The sequence below is a fragment of the Prevotella sp. P5-108 genome, assembly GCF_002251385.1.
In the GTDB taxonomy this organism is placed as follows: domain Bacteria; phylum Bacteroidota; class Bacteroidia; order Bacteroidales; family Bacteroidaceae; genus Prevotella.
This window is the reverse complement of sequence record NZ_NPJJ01000061.1, coordinates 26,443-48,937: the sequence shown is the minus strand read 5'-3', so window position 1 is coordinate 48,937 and position 22,495 is coordinate 26,443. Positions and strand designations below refer to the sequence as shown.

Below are 22,495 nucleotides of genomic sequence, written 5' to 3'. Positions count from 1 at the left end.
CTACCCATACCCATTCATACTGACCTGTCGCTTCATTTAGGACACGATCTCTTTCACGTTTTACTTTTGTTCTCATACACTTTTGTTTTAGGCATCCAAAAGTGTCAAGTTTTTTTAGGGTAAGTCACATGGTTTATCGGGTGAGCCTTGGTTTATCGGGTGGGCGCTGTGGTGGCGCCGGCAAGTGGGACGGTGGGGAAGATACGGGAACTGCCAATAACAAAAAAGTCCTAAGGAACTCCTTAGGACTTTCAGCGCTTCAAGATGGGCTTGAACCAACGACCCCCTGATTAACAGTCAGGTGCTCTAACCAACTGAGCTATTGAAGCAGTGTGCATCATTTCTGAATTGCGAGTGCAAAGGTACAGGGTTTTTCCCAAACCTCCAAACATTTCTCCATATTTTTTTCAAAAACATCAAAAAAAAATATTTTTTCGCTCATTTCATGCCCTAATGTGCCGTGTTATTCGTACTTTTGCATATTATGAGAAAGGTATTTATAGTAATACTTCTGGCGATGGGCATCTCTGTCCACGCCCAGAACAAAGACCACAATCTTGAAGTGGCCAAAAACTTGGAAGTTTTCAACTCCATATACAAGCATCTCGACCTGCTTTATGTCGATACCCTCAACGCCAAGGAGGTGGTGGGCAATGCCATCAACGGCATGTTGCGCAGTCTGGACCCCTACACGGTGTACTACTCGGAAGACAAGACCAACGAGTTGCGCACCATGCTCACGGGCAAGTATGCGGGCATAGGCAGTATAATAAGGTGGAACTCGCAAATCAGCAACTCGGTCATCGAGGAGCCCTATGAGGGCATGCCTGCCGCCGAAGCCGGTCTGCGCAAGGGCGACGTGATACTCAGCATCGACGGCGAGTCAATGAAGGGCAAGGACAACGCCTACGTGAGCGACCATCTGCGTGGCGACGCCGGTACCACCTTCGAACTCAAGATACGCCGACCCTCTACAGGCAAGGAGATGCGGTTCAAGATTACGCGTCGGTCCATCCAGATGCCCGCAGTGCCCTATTACGGCGTGCAGCAGGGTGGAATAGGGTATATCAAGCTCAATGAATTTACAGAGAACAGCGCCAAGATTGTGCGCAACGCATTCATCGATATGCGCCACCAGCAGATTAAGGGACTTATCCTTGACCTGCGCAACAATGGCGGCGGTTCGGAACTCGAGGCAGCCAATCTGGTAAACCTCTTTGTGCCCAAGGGCGTGACCGTAGTGTCCAACCGTGGCAAGCTGAAGCGTGCCAACCACGACTACAAGACCACCAGCGAGCCCATAGACACCGTGATACCCATTGTGGTGATGGTCAACGGCAACTCTGCCTCGTCGGCAGAGATTGTCACCGGTGCCCTGCAGGACATGGACCGCGCCGTGGTGCTCGGTACCAAGACCTACGGCAAGGGTCTGGTGCAGATGCCCATCGACCTGCCTTACAACAGCGAGATGAAGGTGACCACCAGCCGTTACTACATACCCAGCGGCCGCTGCATACAGGCACGCAAGTATCGTCACAATGACGGCGGCTCGTCGGAGGTGATAGCCGACTCTACCAAGCGCAAGTTCTATACCCTCAACGGCCGCGAGGTGCTCGATGCCGGTGGCATCACGCCCGACGTGGTGGTCGAGGGCGACTCGCTGCCCAACATCGCCTACTATCTGGCGGCTGCGCGCGACTCCAACGAGGTGCTGCTCAACTACGAAGTAGACTATATCGCCAAGCATCCTACGGTGGCTCAGCCTGCCGACTTTGAACTCTCCGACGAAGACTATGCCGAGTTCAAGAAGCGTGTGCTCGACTCGGGCTTCACCTATGACCGCACCAGCGAGAAATTCCTGAAAGACCTCGAACAGCTCACCCGCTTTGAGGGATACTATGACGACGCCAAGCCCGAGTTCGAGGCGCTCAAGAAGAAGCTCAGCCACAACGTCGCCAAGGACCTCGAATACAACAAGCAGGCCATCAAGAACATCATCAACAATGACCTGATGGCTGCCTACTACTTCCAGCGCGGTGCCACCCAGAACTCGCTGCGCCACGACAAGCAGATGGACGAGGCGATGAAGCTCATTGCCGACGGCGAGCGCTATGCCAAGATACTCAACCCCAAGAAATAGCAGGAGGCCAATCTCCCTTCACCGCTGAAGCATGGCACAGACGCTGAAACAGAAAACCATAGGAGCCATAATATGGAACTTGCTCGACCGTGGCGGTCAGCAGGTCCTGCAGATGGCCATGGTCATCGTGGTAGCCAACATCCTCTGCCCCGACGACTATGCCCTCGTGGCCATGCTTGCCATCTTCACCGCCGTGGGCAATCTGGTGGTCGAGAGCGGCTTTGGCGCCGCCCTCATCCAGCGTCACGATGCCGACGACCGTCACTACTCATCGGTCTTCTGGTTCAATCTCGCGATGAGCAGCGCCCTCTATCTGCTGCTCTTGGGCTGTTCGCCCTGGATAGCGGCATACTTTGGCGAGCCCCAGTTGGTGGCACTCTCGGCGGTAGTCTTCCTGAGTCTGCCCCTCAACGCCACCATGCTCATCCAGACCACCCTGCTCAACAAGCAGATACGGTTCCGCCACCTTGCCAAGGTCAATCTGGCGGCGATGCTCGTGTCGTCGCTGGCTGCCATCGTGATGGCGCTCTGCGGCTGTGGCGTGTGGACCCTGGCGTGGCAGCCCGTAATCCTCGCCGGCGTGAAGAGTGGGCTGCTCTGGACCACCAACCGCTGGCGCCCCCAGTGCTACTTCAGCATGGCGATTATCCGCGACCTCTTCGGCTTCGCGTCGAGTCTGCTGCTCTCGGGCTTGCTCAACGTGGTCTTCATCAATGTCTACTCGCTTGTCATCCCGCGACTCTACCCCAAGCGCGAACTGGGCCTGTTTACCCAGGGCAACAAGATATGCGACCCCATAGTGAGTCTGGTGTACGGCAGCATACAGAACGCCACATACCCCATCTTCAGCAACATACAGAACCAGCACGACAGGCTCATCAACGCCTACCGCAAGTCGATACGCTTCACCTCATTCCTCACCTTTCCGCTGCTCATCGGCGGCGTGATGGTGGCGCCGGCGCTCTTCCGTCTGCTCTTCAAGAGCGAGTGGTGGGATGCCATACCCTTCTTCCAGCTGCTGTGCATGGGCGGCTGCTTCACCGTGCTCACCGCCATCAACAACAACTTCATCAAGGTGAGCGGGCGCTCTTCGGGCATACTGCGCATAGAGATTATCAAGATGGCACTCACCGCCGTATCAATAGCCCTGCTTGCCCGCGAGAGCGTGCTGGCTATGGTGGCTGGTCTGATGGCGGTAAGAGGCGTGGTACACCTTATTAATATATATTACACCCAACGCTACACCGGCTATGGCATGTGGGCGCAACTCTGCGACACGGTTCCCTATCTGCTGCTGGCCATGGTAATGGCTGCCGCCGTGTGGAGTGTGGGTCTGGTGGTCGACAAGCCCTGGCTGCTGCTGCCTCTGCAGATAGTGGTGGGCGCGGCGGTATATACCCTGCTGGCCTATGCCACCGGCAGCAAGATACTCAAAGATGCCATCCGTTTACTGCTTAAGAAAGAAACATTATGAACAGAGACGTCAAGGTGAGCGTGCTGATGCTCGCCTACAACCAGCAACAATATGTCGATGAGGCCATACGCAGTGTGGTGCTCCAAGAGACCGACTTCGATTACGAACTCATCATCGGCGATGATGGCAGCAGCGATGCCACCGCCGAGCGTTGCCGCGAGTGGCAGCAGCGCTATCCCGACCGCATAAGGCTGCTCGACCATAGCGACAATGTGGGTCTGGCGCGCAACTTCGTGCGCACCTACCGTGAAGCCACCGGCCGCTACATCGCCATCTGCGAGGCCGACGACTTCTGGACCGACCGCCACAAGCTGCAGATACAGGCCGACTTCCTCGACAGCCACCCCGAGTATGCCATGTGCTTCCACCGGGTGGTCAACTACTACGAGGCCAACGGCACCAAGAGTCTGAGCAATGGCGGCCAGCGTCACGAGATGACCATCAACGACATTGCCCTGTGCAACCCCATCACCAACGTGTCGGTGTGCTACCGTCGCGGCGTCTTCGGCGAACTGCCGGAGTGGATGGACCGCGTGACAAGCTATGACCTGGTGATGCATCTGCTCACCCTGCAGTATGGCAAGGTATACTACATGCACCGCGTGATGGCTGTCTATCGCAAGTTGGCCACCAGCATCTGGACCGGAGGCGACAAGGCCCGCCGCGCTGAAATCTCGCGCAAGAACCGCGACTTGCTCATCGGCTACTTCGCCGACCGCAATCCCGAGGTGTGTGACATTCTGCGTCGCGCCAACGCCCTCAACTGCATCGACATGGCCAACAGCATGGACGACTGTGGCAAGCACGAAGAGGCAGGCACCTATCTGCAGATGGTGAGCCAATACAAGCCCGACTGGAGCCCTGCCGAGATCTACAGGTACCGCCACAACATGGTCAAGAGCCAGCGCCCACGCCCCATGCGCCGTCTGCTCACCGCCTGCCGCGCCTTTGTCTCCAAGTTTATCCCATTACCACGAATACGATGACACAGAAACCCCGTTCACATATCACCCTGGTGCCTTTTGGCGGACTGGGCAACCGGCTCAAGGCCATCAGTGCCGGCATAAAGCTGGCGCGCCAGACCCATAGCGACATCGACATCTACTGGGTCGTGGACAGCGGACTGGCCTGCCGTTTCGACCAGCTCTTCCTGCCCATCGACACCGACGGCGTGAGACTCATCGAGGCCACCGCCGACGACCTCAAGCGATGGGACCGTCCCCGCCGCAAGAACTTCTACCGCCCCTACCTCTACATGCTCAGCCACGGCGTCAGGATGTTTGCCAATGTGCAGAGCGAGGACGAGATAGACCGCTGCTTTGCCGATGGCAAGACGCACAACGTGTGGATTTCGAGCTGCGTCTACTTCCCCGACAAGGACCACGTGCCCGTCGACGCCTACGACATCTTCCACCCCAGGACAGAGATACAGGCCGAGATAGACCGGATAGCCCGCGACTTCGGCGACAATACCGTGGGAGTGCACGTGCGCCGTACCGACAATGCCGGCTCTATCCAGGGCAGCAAGACCGAGGACTTCCTGGAGTGTATGGAACTGCAGCAAGCCGACACCCGTTTCTATCTCGCCACCGACGAGGAAGAGATAAAGACCCTGATGCGTGGCGAGTTTGGCGACCGCATCATCAGTATGGACGCCGAGGCATGCCGCTCTACCGCCGACGGCATACGCAACGCTGTAGTCGAGATGTATGTGCTCTCGCGTACCAGCCGCATCTTCGGTTCGCACCGTTCTACCTTCTCGGCAGCGTCGGCATGTATCGGCAGGATACCTTACGAGGCGACCGACGCATCGACCGCCGACAAGTTGGAGCCCTCTGCGCCCGTGGCGACGAAGACACTGACCATCATCGTGTCCTACAACTTCATGCCGTGGGTAGATCGCTGTCTGGGGTCGCTCATCCACTCGCAGACTCCCACCGACATCATGGTGATAGACAACTGCTCCAAGGACGAGACCGTGGCAGAGATAGAGCGACGCTATCCCCAGGTGATGCTCGTGAGAAACAGCGAGAACCTGGGCTTCGGCCGTGCCAACAATATCGGTATGTGCTACGCCATAGACCATGGCTACGACGCCGTGCTGCTGCTGAACCAGGACGCATGGATAGACGCCGACGCCTTAGGCAGACTGGCTGAGGCGAGCCGTCGTCATCCCCGTTACGGCATACTCTCGCCCATCCACCTCACCGGCAGCGGCGACAAGATAGAGCATGGCTTCGCGGTCTACAGTGGTGTGCAGAGCAAGGACAGCCAACCCGAGGCTCCGCTGGTGCAGGTGCCCTTCATCGATGCAGCCATCTGGTATATGCCTGTGGCTGCCCTGAAGCGTGTGGGACTCTTCGCGCCCATCTACAAGCACTACGGCGAAGACAAAGACCTGGCCAACCGCATGGCATACCATCACTACCGCATCGGATTTCTGCCCCGCGTCTATGGCAGTCATGCCCGCGAAGAGCGCAAGGTGACCCACGACGCCTTCATCCATTCCGAGTTTGTCTATCACCTCTCGCAGGAGACCAATCCCAATGAGAAGTACAAGCATATACACCGGATAAACCATCTGGCACTGTGGAAGAAGGAACTCATGGCCATCATTACCCTGCAGTGGTGGCGTCTGGGCCGTTTTGTCAGGATATGGCGCCAGCTCAAAGACCTGCAGGGCGAGATAGAGAAGACTCGCAGCGAGTCGTGCAACGTAGACATCAACAATTACAGATAATGGAAACAGCCCCTATCATACTCCTGGCTTACAACAGGCCAGAACACGTGGAGCGGGCGGTGGCTTCGCTTCTCCGCAATGCCGAGGCGGCGCAGTCGGACCTCTACATCTACTGCGACGGAGCCAAGCCCGGCACCGACCCGGCACCGGTGGAACGCGTGAGGGAGATAGCCCGCAGCGTAGATGGCTTCAGAGAGGTGCATCTCGTGATGCGTGAGCGCAACTACGGTCTCGCCGCCAACGTGATAGACAGTGTGACGCAGGTGGTCAACGCCTACGGACGCGTCATCGTGGTCGAAGACGACCTGGTGGTGGCTCCCTACTTCCTGAGGTTTATGAACGACGCCCTCGAGACCTACAAAGACGAAGAGCGCGTGGGCCATATTCAGGCCTGCGACTTCACCCACGCCCCTCTGCCTGATACCTTTCTCATCAAGTGGACCGGCAGCTGGGGTTGGGCTACTTGGAAGCGCGCCTGGCGTCACTTCAACCCCGACGGCAAGGCACTGCTCGCCGAGCTGCGTGCCCGCGGGCTCACCCGGAGATTTGACTTCAACGGCAAGTATGGCTTTACGCGTATGCTGCGCCGTCAGACCCAGGGTATCAATGACTCGTGGGCCATCCGCTGGAATGCCACGCTCTTCCTCGCCGACATCCTGTCGCTCAACGTGGGTCGCTCGCTCGTTGCCAACGAAGGCTTTGACGGCAGCGGCACCAACTGTGGTGGCGGAGGGCTCTACGACTCGCTGCTCTATCCCCACCGTCTCGCTGTGGAGAAGATAGAGCCCATCGAGGAAAACCTCGAGGCGCGTAGAGAGTTTGAGCGCTATTATGCCCGCACCAACTCGTTCTGGGCAAAGGCACGCCGCCGCATCATCCGTACCCTCCACGGCGACTTCGGAGCCTAAGCCATGCCCCGAAAGCGCCATAAAGCCGGCGGAAGTAGCAATTTTCTCTGCAATAACCGTCGTGGTTTGGCTTTTTTTCAGTAAGTTTGCAATCTATGGTAGAAAAAACGAAGACATTGCATGTCATTGACAGACTGTTGACCCTCCTGTTTGCCCCCTTCAAGGCCAACACCCTATTCTTTGTCACCATGTACCTGCTTGGGGTGGTGGGCGAGTGGCTCACGCTGCCCAACATCAAGGGCATACACCTCTATGGCAATCTCTATCTCGAACTCTTCATCGACATCTATGTCGTCTGCGCCCTGCTTATGCTCCTTCCAGGCAAGGTAAGGATGTGGGTTCGTCGCCTTATATATATAATAGTATACAGTGTGGCCATCGTGGACATCTATTGCTTCTGGAAATTCCGGTCGACGATAACCCCCACGATGCTGCTGCTCGTCGACGAGACCGACTCGAGGGAGGCGGGCGAGTTTCTGCGCTCCTACCTCTCGCCCGAGGTGGTGTTCAGTCCGGTGGGAGGGGTGTTCCTGCTCATCGGAGTTCATGCCCTCGCGGTGTGGAAGCGCCATTGGCTGAAGCAGCGGCTGTTGCCTGTAGCCGAGAAGTATGCTCCCGTGTTGGGAGGACTGGTCGTGGTGGCTGGCGTGTGGGCCACGGTGTCGAGCTGGCACAACAAGACGGCGCTGGCGAAGCTCCTCTCAGCCCGTACGATAGGCGAGGTGGAGCATACGCTCACCGACCCGCAGCACGCCGTGCTCTATACGCCCCTGTGGAGGCTCACCTTCAGCGTGTATGCCAACTCGCTCGCCGCACAGCAGATAAACCGTCTGGTGCAGAACGTGGATAAAATACAGGTAGACACCTGCTCTTTCCGCTCACCTACCATCGTGCTGATTATCGGTGAAAGCTACGGCAAGCACCATTCCCAGCAGTATGGCTATGAGCTGCCTACGACGCCACGGCAGTCGGCTCGCGAGCGCCGCGGACGACTGGTGAAGTTTACCGACGTGGTGTCGCCGTGGAACCTCACCAGCTTTGTGTTCAAGAACACCTTCTCCCTGCACGTCATGGGGCAGCCGGGCGAGTGGTGCGACTATCCCCTTTTCCCCGAGGTGTTCCGCAGCGCCGGGTATCATGTCACCTTCCTCACCAACCAATTCCTGCCCAAAGCCAAGGAGGCAGTCTACGACTTCAGCGGCGGCTTCTTCCTGAACAATCCCACGCTGAGTGCTGCCCAGTTTGACACCCGCAACACCGAGGTGCACAAGTATGACGACGGACTGCTCTCGGACTATGACCAGATAGCCGACTCGACCGCCAAGAACCGTGGCAACCTCTATATCTTCCACCTCTTGGGTCAGCATGTGGCCTATCGCGACCGCTATCCCCACAAGCGCACCCACTTCTATGCGTCGGACTATGAGGAACGGCGTCCGGAGCTCTCTGCCAAGCAGCGCAAGATGGTGAGCTACTATGACAACGCCGTGCTCTATAATGACTCCATCGTCGACGCTATCTGCCACCGCTTTGACAACCAGGATGCCATCGTCATCTATATGCCCGACCACGGTGAAGAGTGCTACGAGGAAAACCGTGGCATCATCTGCCGCAACCATTCAGCCGAAATCGACTACGGACTGGCCAAGTATGAGTTTGAGATACCCTTCTGGATTTACTGCACCCATCGTTATGCCGTGCGTCATCCACAGATATTCAAGCAGATAGTAGAAGCACGCAAGCGTCCATACATGACCGACGCGCTGCCACATCTGCTGCTCTATCTCGCCGGCATCTCCACGCCCGATTACTGCTCCCGCTACAATATCCTGAGCGATGACTACGACGCCTCGCGCCCCCGTCTGCTCAAGGGAAAAACCGACTATGACAAGCTGGTGCCGCCTGCGAAACCAGCCAACACTGTTTCCACCCCATTCAAATAACTGATAAATATGACATCCAATACTTCAGCCCAGCCCCTGCTCACCCGCGCCGAGTGCAATGTACTGAGAGGTGTGGCCATCATTGGCATTTTCCTCCACAACTTCTGCCACTGGCTCAGCCCCATTGTCAAGGAGAACGAATACACCTTCGTGCGCCACAATGTGGATGTGCTCAACCAGGTGCTGAGCCATCCCGACATCTATCTCCCTGTGCATCTGCTGTCGTTCTTTGGTCACTACGGCGTCCCGGTGTTCCTCTTCCTCAGTGCCTATGGTCTGGTAAAGAAGTATGAGGCTCCCGCCATTCCCGGAGATGGCTCCCGAGTGCCCGGTAGATGGCAGTTTGTGCGCTATCATTACCTGAAACTGCTGAAGATGATGATTGTGGGCTTCGTGGCGTTTGTCCTGGTCGACGCCGTCACCCCCGGCAGCTGGCATTACACCGTCACCCAGGTGCTGGCCCAGCTGGTTATGGTCAACAACCTGCTGCCCGACCCCGACCATCAGATATGGCCCGGACCCTACTGGTTCTTCGGGCTGATGCTGCAGCTGTATATCGTCTATCGGCTGGTACTCTGCCGCCGTCACTGGGGCGTGACCGTGGCGCTGATGGTGGTCTGCGTGGGACTGCAGTTGATGATGAGTCCCGAGGGAGATGCCATCAACCGTTACCGTTACAACTTCATGGGCGGTATGCTGCCCTTCGGCCTCGGCCTGCTCTATGCCCGCTATGGCGAAGGGCTGCGACAGGAACGCTGGTCGCCATCATTGTGGGGCGCAGGCTTCATCCTGTCGTGTCTGCTCACCTATGCCTGCAGCCTGTTGTTCAGCCTGTGGGCAGTGGCTCCCGCCATCATCTGCGTCGGAGCCATCTGTATGGTCAAGTGGATAGCCGGCTGGTGGCAGAGAGTGGGCCACCCCGTGCTTTACGGGCTCGAATGGATGGGCCAGATATCAGCAGCACTCTTCGTATGTCACCCCATAGTGCGCAAGATGCTTATCCCCATAAGTCGCCACGGCGACATCTACACCGGGTTGTTGCTCTACCTGATAGCCTCGATATGTCTGGCATGGCTCTTCCGCCTGCTGATGAACAAGATACCTAACCCTAAACTCTGAACGATGGACGCGAGACGAATAGAGTGGGCCAGCCTGTCGCGCTACCGCGGAGTGCTGATGGGCATTGCCATCATTATGATTGTGCTCTTCCACGTGGCACTGCCGCGGAGCAGCGCCTTCTTCGGGCTGAAGCGCATGGGCAACATGGGAGTGGACATCTTCTTTTTCCTGAGCGGTATCGGCTTGTGGTTTGCATGGACCAAGCGTCCCGAATTGCTCCATTTCTACCGTCGCCGCCTGCTGCGCATACTGCCGGCATGGCTGCTCGCATCGACGGCGTTCTATCTGCCCGACTATCTCGGACCGCGGCGGTTCTCGTCGTCATTGCCCGACCTGATAGGCGACATTACCGTCAACTGGGACTTCTGGATACACGACGAACTGACGTTCTGGTACATCCCCGCCACACTGATGCTCTATCTGTGGGCACCCTGGTTCATGAGGCTGGTCATGCGCAACCGCTGGTGGAGCCTCCTGCCCGTGCTGATGATGGCCTGGTGTGTGGCGGTGCAGTATCTTCCGCCCGTACATCAAGCTGTGGGACATATCGAGATATTCTGGAGCCGCGTGCCCATCTTCTTTATCGGCATCGTAGCCGGTCAGTGGGTCAAGGAGCAGTATGCCCTGCCCCGCGCCGCCTTGCCCGTAGTGGCTGTCACCGCCCTGCTCACGCTGGCACTCTGCATCGCGCTCGAGCAGACGGCACACGGGCGCTTCCCCATCTTCCTCGAACGCATGCTATACATCCCTCTTACCCTCGCAACCACACTCTGGCTCTGCCATTACCTGCACTGCCTGCCCCAGAGGGTAGCAGCGGCGTTGACATTCGTAGGAGGAATAAGTCTGGAGATATACCTCCTACACTGCCACTTCATCTTGAAGTACATAGAACCGCTGGCGCTGGGCTACTGGCCCACCGCCCTTCTCTGTTTGGCCATCACCATACCCCTGGCGTGGCTGATACATCAGTTGTTGAATGTAGTAATCAAACTCCTTAGGCTATGAGAGCTAAAATTATTGGTGCCCTGCGCGTCATACGTGTACGCCATTGGGTCAAAAACTTCTTCGTCTTCATCCCCATCTTCTTCGGTGGAGCCATCTTCGATGTCGACCAGCTCGGCGCAGGTGCCGTCACGTGGATGGCGTTCTGCTTTGCGGCGTCGGCCATCTACTGTCTCAACGACATCATCGACGTTGAGGCCGACCGAGCCCATCCCGTCAAGTGTAATCGCCCCATAGCTTCGGGCGCGATATCGGTGGGCGAGGCATACCTCATGATGGGAGTGATGGTGGCACTGTCTATGGCCATGCTGTCGCTGCTCACCGAGTGGAAGGCAGTGGGCGGAATAGTGGTGTTCTACCTGGTGCTCAACGTGCTCTACTGCATACGCCTCAAGGACAAGGCCATCATCGACGTGTGTATCGTGGCGTTCGGATTTGTGCTGCGCATCCTTGCCGGAGGTTTCGCCACCGACATCGTGCTGAGCAAGTGGATTGTGCTGATGACCTTCCTGCTCACCCTCTTCCTGAGCTTTGCCAAGCGGCGCGACGATGTGCTGCGTATGGAGGCCACTGGAGTGGCGCCGCGCAAGAATACCATTCGCTACAACCTCACCTTCATCAACCAGGCCATCACCATCACCGGCTCGGTGATGCTGGTATGCTATATCATGTACACCGTGTCGCCCGAGACCCTCGCCCATTTCCATAACGACTATCTCTACCTCACCAGTGTCTTCGTTTTGCTCGGTCTGTTGAGGTATATACAGATAGCGGTGGTAGACAAGAAGAGCGGCGACCCTACCAAGGTGATACTCAAAGACCGTTCGACCCAGCTCATCGTGGCTGCGTGGTTCCTGGCGTTCCTCTTCATCATCTATATCTGACCCATGCGCCAACTCTTTGTCTTCGATTTCGACGGTACGCTTACCCATAGCGACACGCTGATAGCCTTTATCCGCCACGCCTGTGGCCGATGGGCGATGTTGTGGGGCTTTGCGCTCTGCTCGCCATGGATTGTGCTGATGCTCATGCACCTCTATCCCAACTACAAAGCCAAGCAGAGGCTCTTTGCCCACTTCTTCGGCGGGTGGGAACAGGCACGCTTCGATGCCGCCTGCCGCGATTTCGCCCGCAGCCATCGCCATTTGCTGCGCCAAGAGGGACTCCGCGAGTTGGGTAGGGCACTGACAGAGGGCGCCGAGGTGGCCATCGTGAGCGCCAGCATCGACAACTGGGTGGCGCCGTTCTTCGACGAGGTCGCCGGAACCCACCGCCGGCCTGTCGTGTTGGGCACCAAGGTCGAGACCCGCGATGGCAGACTCACCGGACGCTTTGCCACGCACAACTGCTATGGTCCCGAGAAGGTGCGCCGTATCAGAGAGGTCTTTCCCGACCGCGACAATTATCACCTGACAGCCTTCGGCGACAGCCGGGGCGACAAAGAAATGTTAGACTATGCAGACCAAGGATACTACAAGCCCTTCAGATAACCGCCGACGCCAGACGGTGGGCGAGATTGTACGCTTTGGCATCGTGGGAGTCATCGCCACCGCCATACAGTATGGTGTCTATTGGCTCTTGCTGCCCAGGCTGGCACCCTCGTTGGCCATGACCATCGCCTATGCCATCAGCTTCGCGTTCAACTTCACCGCCTCCACCCGCTACACCTTCCGTGTCAAGGCCTGCGTGAGCCATGGTGCCGGTTTCGCCCTCTCCCATGCCGTCAACTATCTCCTGCAGATAGCCGTGCTCAATGTGGCGATATGGCTCGGTGTCGACGAGAGTTGGGCACCTATCCCCATGTTTGCCATCTGCGTCCCCGTCAACTTTATCCTGGTGAGATTTTTTCTCAAGAGGTAATGCCCACAGATTTACGTTACTGTCTATGACCCACAATCCTATCTCTACACCCATATCTCTGAGCCACCTGTTTCGGCTGCGCCGCGACGAGCGGTGGATGATGCTGGCTGTGGCGCTGCTGCTGGTGGCGCTCAACGCCCTCACCATCATCCATTATTACGGAGTCTTCACCCCGATTACCGACCATTACTGGAACCTCTTTGTCGGTAAGTTCCACATCTCGGGCTTTGACCCTATATCCTATTATGTCGTCTCCAACTGGGACGCACGATACAATGTGTACCGCCATCCGTTGTTGGCGTTTATGATGTGGGTACCTTACCTGCTCAATCAGGCGCTGATGTGGATGACCGGCATCAACTGCGCCCTCTTCATCATGACTGCCATCCAGGTGGCGGCGGCGTGGTATGCCTTCCTGTTCCTCTACCGTCTGCTGGTCGAGGTGATGGGACTCGCGCGCACCGACGCCCGTCTGCTGTCGTTCTTCCTCTATTCCTTTGCCTTTGTCATGGTCACCGCCATGGTGCCCGACCACTTCGTGCTGTCCCTCTGCGTGCTGCTTTTTGTCCTCTATTATTCGGGCTTGCTTATCACGCGGCGCCTGCAGATGTCATTGCCGGCGGCGATAGTGCTGTTTGTGGTCACTGCCGGCATATCCCTCAACAACGGGCTGAAGGTCTTCCTCTCTGGCCTCGTGGTCAACGGCCGCCGCTTCTTCCGCCCCAAGTTCCTGCTGCTTGCTGTGGTGGTTCCCGCCTTGGTCATCTGGGTCGGCGCACGCTATGAGTATCACTATCTCGTGGCTCCCGGCGAGAACGCCCGCCATGCGGCTATAGCCCAAAAGCGTGCCGAGCAGAAGCGGGAGGCACAGCTCAAGGCGCAGCAGCCGTCTCCTGCACAGCCGGCACCAGTGGCAGCCAAGCCCAAGCCCAAGCACCAGCCCAAGAAAGGCAAGCCGTTTATGCAGGGCGAGTTTATGCGGTGGAGCGACAAGACCTCGCCGCGCGTGGCGTCGGTCGTGGAAAATCTCTTCGGCGAGTCTATCCAGCTGCACCCCGACTACTTGCTTCAGGACCAAAGCCGCTTCCGCCCCATGATTATCGAGTATCGCTGGGCGGTCAACTACGTCGTCGAGGCCATCATCGCCGCGCTCTTTCTGGCAGGCATCTGGATGGGTCGGCGCAATCGTCTGCTGTGGCTCTGTCTGTCGTGGTTCGGCCTCGATATGCTGCTCCATGTCGGGATAGGCTTTGGGCTCAACGAGATATATATCATGACTGCCCACTGGATATTCGTCATCCCCGTGGCGATGGCTGCGCTGCTGGCCCGACCCACCCGCTGGCGTCCCCTCTGCCGTGGTGTCATCGTGGCACTTACCCTCTGGCTCTATGCCTATAATGGTTATCACATCGTCAAATACATGCTATGCTGAAAATGTTCAAGATAAAACCCACCGAGCGGCTCGTCGCCGTGGTGGCTTTCGTGGTGATAGCGACGCTCAATGCCCTCGTCGTCGCCCAGTATTTCCCGCAGTTGTCTGCCCTTGGTGTCAACTATCACGACATGGCTCGCGACACGTTCCACATGTCAGGTTTCGACGCGTGGAGCTACTCCGTGGTGTCCGAGTGGAGCGGTTGGCAGTATAATATCATACGCCACCCGCTGCTTGCCATCTTCATGTACGTGCCATACCTTATCAACCAGGCCCTCATCTGGCTCACGGGCGTCAACTGTGCCGTCATCGTGGTGGCAGTGGTCGAGGTGTTCTTCGGGTTCTACGGCACCGTGTTCTTCTTCCGCATCATGCGCGAAATCGTGGGGCTCACCCGCTCCGATGCGTGGCTCCTCATGGCCTTCTTCTACTCGATGGCGTATATCATGCTCACCGTGATGGTGCCCGACCATTTCAACCTCACCCTCTGCATGATGATGGTGGTGCTCTATGTGGCTGGCCGACAGTTGCAGACGGGCGCCGCGATGAAGATATGGCAGACGGTGGTGATGTTCTTCCTCATGGCGGGCGTGTCGCTCAACAATGGCGTCAAGGTCTTTCTCTCGGCGCTCTTCGTCAACGGCCGCCGTCTCTTCCGGTGGCGCTACATGCTGCTCGCCATAGCCCTGCCGTCGGCGCTGATATGGGGCGTCGCCAAGTTGGAACACCACACTTGGGCAGAGCCTTTAGAGATAGCCGCCAAGGCCAAGCTCAAGGCACAGGACAAGGCGTTCCGCGACAGCCTCTATAGGGCTTATGCCGACACAGCCACTACCCACGACCCCCGACTTATCCAGCAGGGAGTCAACAAGATACTCCGCCGTCTGGCTCAGGAGAAATACCGCCGCAACCATGCCAATCCCAAGATTGGCGACCCCATGTCCAAGAAGGGATTTATGGCCTGGACCGACCGCAGTACCGACCGCTGGGCGAGCATTGTCGAAAACCTCTTTGGCGAGTCCATCCAGCTCCACCGCAATGTCCTCCTCCAGGATATCCTCAAGGACAACCGTCCTATGATAGTCCCCTACGATCACTGGGGCTACTACTGCGTCGAGGCTCTTGTCGCCCTGCTCTTTGCAGCGGGCATCTGGGCGTCGCGCCGCAGCCGTTTCTTCTGGATGGCATTCTCCTGGTTCGCCTTCGACATGTTTGTCCATATCGTCTTGGGCTTCGGCATCAACGAGGTGTATATCATGACCGCCCAGTGGGCCTTCATCATCCCCCTCGCCATGGCCTACCTGCTCCGTTCTGCCCACGGCCGCATGGGCGTGGCGGTGCGCGCTGTCACCATCATGTTCGCCCTTTGGCTGTGGATTTACAATGGCAGTCTCATCGTGGGCTACCTTACCTGAACCATGCCCCCTATATATAATAAGGTATAGTATGGCGGGCTGCCGACCATCGCCGAATATGCTAAAGTGCTGAATGGGAGCGTAAAATAAACTGACAATTCCTTTGCTGTTTATCTGAATTTTAGTAACTTTGCAGCCGAAATGTACAATTTGGCACCTTTGAAAATCGACTTGAAAGGTTTGCAAGAAGGTTTGACCACCGTCGACATCAAACTTGACGACGCTTTTTTTGAGGCCATTGAGGCCCCGGATATTAAGCGTGGTCAGCTTGATTTGCGATTGACTGTCAGCCGGAATGAGAGCTTCTTTGAGTTGATGTTTGATATAAAAGGTCAGGTTATAGTACCTTGCGACCTGTGTCTCGACGACATGCTTCAGCCTGTCGCCTGTGACGAGAGGCTCGTAGTCAAATTTGGGGACGAATACTCCGAAGACGATGACCTTGTGACTGTCAACGAGGACGAAGGAATACTCGATGTCGCATGGTTTGTCTACGAATTTATCGTTCTGAATATCCCTATCAGGCATGTGCATGCACCTGGAAAATGCAACCCTGCCATGATGAAGGTTCTTGATGAACTTTCCACCTCCCGAAGTGGTGAAGAGGATGAAGAGCATAACGTAGACCCTCGTTGGGAGGCCCTTAGGCAACTGAATATTAAAGATTAAATTAAAAATTACACAACAATGGCACATCCTAAAAGAAGACAGTCGAAGACTCGTACACTTAAGAGAAGAACTCATGACAAGGCAGTAGCTCCTACACTCGCCGTATGTCCTAACTGTGGCGCTTACTATGTATATCATACCGTTTGCAGTACTTGCGGTTACTATCGTGGTAAAGTAGCTGTTGTTAAGGAAACAGCTGAATAATGGAGAAAATAAACGCAATTATCACAGGCATTGGTGGTTACGTACCCGACTATATCCTCACCAATGAGGAGTTGTCGCGCATGGTCGATACCAGCGATGAATGGATAATGACTCGCGTTGGCATCAAGGAGCGCCGCATCCTCACCGAGGAAGGTCTTGGCACCAGCTATCTGGCTCGCAAGGCAGCCAAGCAGCTTATCGCCAAGACAGGCGTTGATCCTGATACCATCGACGCACTTATCGTTACCACCACCACTCCTGACTACAAGTTCCCTTCTACCGCGTCGATTGTGGTAGGCAAGTTGGGGCTGAAGAACGCTTTCGCCTTCGACTTTGAGGCTGCTTGTTGCGGATTCCTCTACTCGCTCGATGTAGCTGCATCGATGATTCAGAGTGGTCGCTACAAGAAGATAATCGTCATCGGTGCTGACAAGATGTCTTCACTAATTGATTATACTGACCGCCAGACATGTGTGCTCTTCGGCGATGGTGCCGGCGCAGTACTGGTCGAGGCTACTACAGAGGAAGGTGTGGGTGTGCAGAACTCCTATCTGCGCACTGATGGCAAGGGCCTTCCCTTCCTTCACATGAAGGCAGGTGGCTCGGTTTGTCCTGCATCTCATTTCACCGTCGATCATCGTCTGCACTACCTCTATCAGGAGGGACGCACCGTGTTCCGCTATGCGGTAACCAACATGAGCGACGACGTGCTGGAGATACTCAAGCGCAACAACCTCAAGGGCGAGGATGTCGATTGGGTTGTACCTCACGAGGCCAATCTCCGTATCATCGAGGCTGTAGCCAAGCGTGCCGAGCTCAATCTCGACCGCGTGATGATCAATATCGACCATTATGGCAACACCAGTGCCGCCACCATTCCATTGGCCCTTTGGGACAATGAGCATCTGCTCAAGAAGGGCGACAAGATTGTGTTCACCGCCTTTGGTGCCGGCTTCGTTCATGGAGCCTCATACTACAAGTGGGCTTACAACGGCTCGGATGTAGCAAAGAAGTAAACAGCATACCACTCTTTTTGTGGTCAATCATAAAAGCGTGTAGACAAAGCCAACCGGCAATGTCGACACGCTTTTTTTGTTCCCAAGCGCCGCCGCCTGCGGCACCCGTTCCCTCATCTTCTTCCTGTTTTCCCCATAGCTCTTCACAACCAAGTGGATAGCCGCAGCGTAGTACCCCGATGGCAATGCGCTGCACCCCGATGGCAATGCGCTGCCTGCTGATGGCAATGCGCTGCCTACTGATGGCAATGCGCTGCCTGCCGATGACAATGCGCAGTCTTCTGCTGCCAGTACTGAGTACGCGGATAGCCGCAGCGTAGCACGCCGATGGTCTTTGCGATACTCCAGATGACCTTTGTCAGTCTCGTGACCATCTCTGCAGAATTTATGACCATCCCGGCGAGCGCCGAGACCACCTTTGGCGGCTCGTGTCGGAAGGCACGAGCATCCGCACCGTCCGATACGAGCATCCGTTTCGTCCGATACGAGCTTCCGCGTCGTCCGATACGAGCCCGTCAACGTGGTGACGGCGTTGGCAGTCATGCACTTTACTCTTTTGAGGATTATGGCGGGGAGGGTCGGTGCGCTGAGTAAAAATTTCTGTGGTATGGTGGGTGCGAGCAATGTGGTGGCGGGGAGGGTCGGTGCGCTGAGTAGAAATTTCTGTGGTATGGTGGGTGCGAGCAATGTGGTGGCGGTGATGGTCGGTGCGCAGGCGGGGGCTATCAGCGTGGTTTTGGGCTTAGTCTAATCGACTACCCTCGTATCTATGCTCGTCAGTTCGGGGTAGTCGGTGCACTCGCGGCGCGTGAGCTTCTTGACCACTTCGCCGTAGCTGTGGCGCACCATGCTCTCTATCATTGTGTCGGGGAGGAGGGCGTCGAGCGCCACCTGGTTCCAGTGCTTCTTGTTCATGTGGTAGGCGCCGGCTATGCCCTCATGGCGTTCGCGCAGGGCGATGGCCAGTTCGGGGTCGCACTTGAGGCTCACCAGCGTGGGGCGCTCCAGGTCGGTGAGCGCAAATATCCTGCCCCTTACGCGGAAGACCAGCGTGGTGTCGCCGAAGGGCATGTCTTCGGTCACCAGAGGCAGCGAGAGACAATAGTCGCGTAGTTGTTCGATGTCCATGATATACAGTTGCTTGTGTGATAAGAGTTAATATAACGGCTCGATGTCATCGCCGCAGAGACAGTCGATGAAGTATCGGGCTATGCGTGGGCCGCTGATGTGCTCTATAGCCCATTGGCGGCGCCATTGACGGTCGGCGCGTATGCTGTCGAGGCGGCAGTGGCAGTCGGCGATGATGCGCGCCAGTCCTTTGGCGTCGCCGGCATGAAAGACCCTGCCCAACCTGCTGTCGCCCAACAGGTCGGCAGCGCCACAGGCATCGCTCACGATGACATAGCTGCCGGCAAGCAACGCCTCGTTGACCACCGCTCCCCAGCCGTCGTAGACGCTCGGCAGCACCAGTACGTCGCTTCTGCCCATCCACTCTGCCATGCGGTTGTGGGGCACCGTGCCCACCATGTTGATGCGGTTGGCGAGACAGTGGGTAGCGATAAACTGCTGCAAGCTGCGCCGCTGACTGCCGTTGCCTATGATGTCGAGATGGAAAGCCACTGCGGCGTCGCCATCTCTGGTCATCAGCAGACTCTTGAGCAGGGTGAGCGGAGCCTTGTACCACTCCAGCGAGCCCGCAAACAGCAGCCGCAGCCGCTGGTCATGGGGTGGGGGCGTGGTGATGACGGGCGACTCGGTGCAGTAGGCAAACCGGCTCACCTGCCAGTGCTTGCTGGCCGAGCCGAAATAGTCGGCCGCCATCGCGCCTATCGCAAACACGCGCTCTATATGCCCGGCGTATCTCCTGTCGCGCAGCATGAAGCGCAGGCGGTGCAGCCACAGCGGCTTGCCGTTGGCCAGTCCTAGGGCGTAGGTGTTGGGGCGCTCAGACATCATGGCGCGCCTCACGGGGTAGTCCATGCTCAGCCGGAGGCAATGGAACACGTAGCCGAAGGCTCTGATGCCCATGAATATATGCCAGCTCTCCGCCGCCCTCTGGTCCAGCAGCCGGCGTATGTCGTCGTCGCCGGGATGCAGATAGATGCGGCACGTGCGGTTGTTGGCGTCGTAGAGCGAGTCCCACCCCATCTGCCGGCGCTCGGGGGGCACGTCGACCTCTGCCACCACCACCACCTCGTCTACGCGAGGGTCGTCGGCGAGCCTGGTGATAAACGGCATCTGATGGGGGCTTATACAGTTTTGCCAGAACACTATTCGCATAATCCTGTCTCCTTTCTTATCCATCGGTCAAACACCTCTGCGCGCGCCTGCCATGTGTGGCGGCTGGCGTCGATGCCCAGTCGGGTCGCGCCAGAGTCTATCAGCTTCCCTATCTGATGTGCCATGTCGTCGGCGTCGCCAGGCTGGTAGTATACGCCCTTGTCGCCCAGCGTGGCGAGCGGCTCTCCCACGCGGCAGGTGACGATGGGGCGGTCGTAGGGCAGATACATATAGAGCTTGCTGGGACACCGCGCCCAGTCTTGAGGCGTGTCGTGCATCGGCGAGATGAAGGCGTCGGCGAGCGAGAAGTAGAAGTCTATCTCCTCTTCGCTCACGTATCCCGTGAGCATGATATGGCGCTCCATGCCCCGCTCCCGTATTCTCCTGCGCACCTCGTCCTCGGCGTCGCCGCGACCCATGAGGATGAGCAGCACCTCGGGGTGGCTGCTGCGCAGACGGTCTATGGCGTCGGTCATGGTCAGCGCGCCATAGTTGTCGGTGAGGCTGCCCATGTAGCAGCATATCCATCGCCCGGCATAGCGCCCGTCGGCCACCGTGTCGCGGTCTATAACCATGGGGTGGCACACGGTGGTGTTGTAGGCGTAGGGCAGGTAGAGCATGGGCGTGCGGCACAGCATGCGGTGCGCCCGGCGCCCGAAGATGTCCATCAGATAGCGGCTGGCGCAGACCAGCGCGTCGGCCTGGACTATCGACCACAGCTCCATCGCCATCACCTTGAGCCACATCAGTCCGTGAACGTCGGTATTATGAGACGCCAGCTCCGAGTGCTCCACCACCCGTCGGCAGCCACGCGGTGCGGCTACCATGTTGCGCACCACTGGCGCACTGATGTAGAGCACGTCGGGATGCAGACGGGCTACGATGGCGCTCTTGGTCCTTATCTCGTCTGTCGCCGAGTGCTGGCGGAAGAACACCAGTTCTGTGGCGTCACCACACTCCAATGCCGCGCGGTGGCGGTTCTCGGCGGTGTCTTCCAGGACTACCGCCACCTTCCATCCCAGTCCATCGAGCGGACGCGCCATGCCCAGCGCGCGCTTGGCGGTGGCGTTGACGCGTATGTCGCCTGTGGTGACAAAACATATCTTAGGTTGCATAATCACTCTGTTGTCTGCAAGCAAAGTTATCTTTTTTCTCCCTCTCTGCCAAGCATCTCCCCGACTATTTTGTCGTGGGCGGCGATATTTCTCTGCCCGCCTATGGGTGAGCCCGACGCGCAGAGGGATGGGGCAAAGGCGTCGGCAAGCACTTTTTTGACCCCTTGCAGACTACTTTTTTGCCTCTCAGTGCCTCTATCTCAGGATTTATGGTTAATTTTGCAGCCTATTTTGGATGTAACTATGCACAAAGCAGGATTTGTAAATATCGTAGGCAACCCCAACGTGGGTAAATCTACGCTGATGAACCAGCTCGTAGGCGAGCGCATCAGCATCGCCACCTTCAAGGCCCAGACCACCCGTCACCGCATCATGGGCATCGTCAACGACGACGACTGCCAGATAGTCTTCTCTGACACTCCCGGAGTGCTCAAGCCCAACTACAAGATGCAGGAGATGATGCTGGCCTTCTCGGAGTCGGCCCTTGCCGATGCCGACGTGCTGCTCTATGTCACCGACGTGGTGGAAAATCCCGAGAAGAACGCCGACTTCCTCGCCAAGGTGGCCAAGATGACCATACCCGTGCTGCTGCTCATCAACAAGATAGACCAGAGCGACCAGAAAACCCTCGGCGACATCGTGGAGCGCTGGCACGCGCTGCTGCCCAATGCAGAGATACTGCCCGTGTCGGCCAAAAACAAGTTTGGCACCGCCCCGCTGATGAAGCGCATCAAAGAACTGCTGCCCGAGTCGCCCGCCTATTTCGGCAAAGACCAGCTCACCGACAAGCCCGCCCGCTTCTTTGTCTCCGAAATCATCCGCGAGAAGATTCTCCTGTATTATGACAAGGAGATACCCTACTCAGTAGAGGTCGCAGTGGAGCGATTCAAGGAGACCGACACCAATATACATATCAATGCCGTCATCTATGTGGAGCGCGACTCACAGAAAGGCATCGTAATCGGGCATCAGGGCGTGGCGCTCAAGAAGGTAAGCAGCGAGGCGCGCAAGGCCCTGGAGAAGTTCTTCGACAAGAAAATCTTCCTCGAGGTCTTTGTCAAGGTCGACAAGGACTGGCGCAACTCCCAGCGCGAACTGAACAACTTCGGGTATAACCCCGAATAATATATCACTCCCCCCTGATGAGACGTAGGGGGTACTCTCGCCGACCAAGGGCG

At 57.2% G+C, this 22,495-nt stretch carries 20 protein-coding genes and 1 tRNA gene; 17 read left to right on the top strand and 4 right to left on the bottom strand.

The features are described from left to right. Nucleotides 1–255 precede the first annotated feature (255 nt). Nucleotides 256–329: transfer RNA gene (locus tag CIK95_RS12090), tRNA-Asn, on the bottom strand. A gap of 155 nt (nt 330–484) precedes the next feature. Here CIK95_RS12090 and CIK95_RS12085 point away from each other — a divergent pair. From CIK95_RS12085 to CIK95_RS12010, 16 genes are all read left to right on the top strand, one after another. Next, complete coding sequence (locus CIK95_RS12085; protein ID WP_094467118.1) at nt 485–2,140, top strand: S41 family peptidase; 1,656 nt, start codon at nt 485–487, stop codon at nt 2,138–2,140. Nucleotides 2,141–2,171: 31 nt separating this feature from the next. Beyond that, nucleotides 2,172–3,614, top strand: a complete 1,443-nt coding sequence (locus CIK95_RS12080) for a lipopolysaccharide biosynthesis protein (protein WP_094467117.1) — start codon at nt 2,172–2,174, stop codon at nt 3,612–3,614. Beyond that, nucleotides 3,611–4,600 carry a glycosyltransferase gene (locus CIK95_RS12075; RefSeq protein ID WP_094422916.1) on the top strand — a complete coding sequence of 330 codons (990 nt, stop codon included), beginning with the start codon at nt 3,611–3,613 and terminating at the stop codon, nt 4,598–4,600. Before CIK95_RS12080 ends, CIK95_RS12075 begins: the two co-directional genes overlap by 4 nt. After that, nucleotides 4,597–6,354: a glycosyltransferase gene (locus tag CIK95_RS13510; protein ID WP_254046194.1), complete on the top strand. Its 1,758-nt coding sequence runs from the start codon at nt 4,597–4,599 to the stop codon at nt 6,352–6,354. Before CIK95_RS12075 ends, CIK95_RS13510 begins: the two co-directional genes overlap by 4 nt. Then, the gene (locus tag CIK95_RS12065) at nt 6,354–7,262 is read left to right on the top strand and encodes a glycosyltransferase (RefSeq protein ID WP_094422918.1); all 909 of its coding nucleotides are present in this window, start codon (nt 6,354–6,356) and stop codon (nt 7,260–7,262) included. Before CIK95_RS13510 ends, CIK95_RS12065 begins: the two co-directional genes overlap by 1 nt. 95 nt (nt 7,263–7,357) lie before the next feature. Then, nucleotides 7,358–9,205, top strand: coding sequence for a phosphoethanolamine transferase (locus CIK95_RS12060; RefSeq protein WP_094422920.1), 1,848 nt, complete (start codon nt 7,358–7,360; stop codon nt 9,203–9,205). Between the two features lie 9 nt (nt 9,206–9,214). After that, complete coding sequence (locus CIK95_RS12055) at nt 9,215–10,324, top strand: acyltransferase (protein WP_094388581.1); 1,110 nt, start codon at nt 9,215–9,217, stop codon at nt 10,322–10,324. A 3-nt stretch (nt 10,325–10,327) separates the two neighbouring features. Next, a complete protein-coding gene (locus CIK95_RS12050; protein WP_094467116.1) occupies nt 10,328–11,329 on the top strand; it encodes an acyltransferase in 1,002 nt (333 codons plus the stop codon). Next, on the top strand, nt 11,326–12,210 hold the full coding sequence (locus CIK95_RS12045) for a decaprenyl-phosphate phosphoribosyltransferase (RefSeq protein WP_094384510.1): 885 nt from the start codon (nt 11,326–11,328) through the stop codon (nt 12,208–12,210). The genes CIK95_RS12050 and CIK95_RS12045 overlap by 4 nt, the downstream gene beginning before the upstream one ends. A 3-nt stretch (nt 12,211–12,213) precedes the next feature. Next, complete coding sequence (locus CIK95_RS12040; RefSeq protein ID WP_094467115.1) at nt 12,214–12,816, top strand: HAD family hydrolase; 603 nt, start codon at nt 12,214–12,216, stop codon at nt 12,814–12,816. Continuing rightward, nucleotides 12,782–13,186 (top strand): GtrA family protein, encoded by a 405-nt coding sequence (locus CIK95_RS12035; RefSeq protein ID WP_094467114.1) that lies wholly within the window; start codon nt 12,782–12,784, stop codon nt 13,184–13,186. The genes CIK95_RS12040 and CIK95_RS12035 overlap by 35 nt, the downstream gene beginning before the upstream one ends. Before the next feature lie 25 nt (nt 13,187–13,211). Beyond that, the gene (locus CIK95_RS12030; protein ID WP_094467113.1) at nt 13,212–14,618 is read left to right on the top strand and encodes a DUF6080 domain-containing protein; all 1,407 of its coding nucleotides are present in this window, start codon (nt 13,212–13,214) and stop codon (nt 14,616–14,618) included. A gap of 2 nt (nt 14,619–14,620) precedes the next feature. Then, the gene (locus CIK95_RS12025; protein ID WP_094422928.1) at nt 14,621–16,033 is read left to right on the top strand and encodes a DUF6080 domain-containing protein; all 1,413 of its coding nucleotides are present in this window, start codon (nt 14,621–14,623) and stop codon (nt 16,031–16,033) included. 141 nt (nt 16,034–16,174) lie between these two features. Continuing rightward, nucleotides 16,175–16,702, top strand: a complete 528-nt coding sequence (locus CIK95_RS12020) for a DUF177 domain-containing protein (protein ID WP_094384500.1) — start codon at nt 16,175–16,177, stop codon at nt 16,700–16,702. An 18-nt stretch (nt 16,703–16,720) separates the two neighbouring features. Beyond that, entirely contained in the window at nt 16,721–16,906 is a 186-nt protein-coding gene (gene rpmF, locus CIK95_RS12015) for a 50S ribosomal protein L32 (protein WP_022309808.1), read from the top strand. After that, the gene (locus CIK95_RS12010) at nt 16,906–17,922 is read left to right on the top strand and encodes a beta-ketoacyl-ACP synthase III (RefSeq protein ID WP_094384498.1); all 1,017 of its coding nucleotides are present in this window, start codon (nt 16,906–16,908) and stop codon (nt 17,920–17,922) included. The genes rpmF and CIK95_RS12010 overlap by 1 nt, the downstream gene beginning before the upstream one ends. Nucleotides 17,923–18,669: 747 nt before the next feature. Here the strand turns inward: CIK95_RS12010 and CIK95_RS12000 are convergent. From CIK95_RS12000 to CIK95_RS11990, 3 genes are read right to left on the bottom strand one after another with little or no spacing between them, the layout of a single operon-like run. Next, nucleotides 18,670–19,050 carry an MmcQ/YjbR family DNA-binding protein gene (locus CIK95_RS12000; RefSeq protein ID WP_094467111.1) on the bottom strand — a complete coding sequence of 127 codons (381 nt, stop codon included), beginning with the start codon at nt 19,048–19,050 and terminating at the stop codon, nt 18,670–18,672. Nucleotides 19,051–19,077: 27 nt separating this feature from the next. Next, nucleotides 19,078–20,202 (bottom strand): glycosyltransferase family 4 protein, encoded by a 1,125-nt coding sequence (locus CIK95_RS11995; protein ID WP_158215138.1) that lies wholly within the window; start codon nt 20,200–20,202, stop codon nt 19,078–19,080. Further along, nucleotides 20,193–21,317, bottom strand: coding sequence for a glycosyltransferase family 4 protein (locus tag CIK95_RS11990; protein ID WP_144007832.1), 1,125 nt, complete (start codon nt 21,315–21,317; stop codon nt 20,193–20,195). The genes CIK95_RS11995 and CIK95_RS11990 overlap by 10 nt, the downstream gene beginning before the upstream one ends. A 243-nt stretch (nt 21,318–21,560) precedes the next feature. Between CIK95_RS11990 and era the strand changes: the two genes are divergently transcribed. Next, nucleotides 21,561–22,442: a GTPase Era gene (era, locus tag CIK95_RS11985; protein ID WP_022309803.1), complete on the top strand. Its 882-nt coding sequence runs from the start codon at nt 21,561–21,563 to the stop codon at nt 22,440–22,442. The last annotated feature ends 53 nt before the right edge of the window (nt 22,443–22,495 follow it).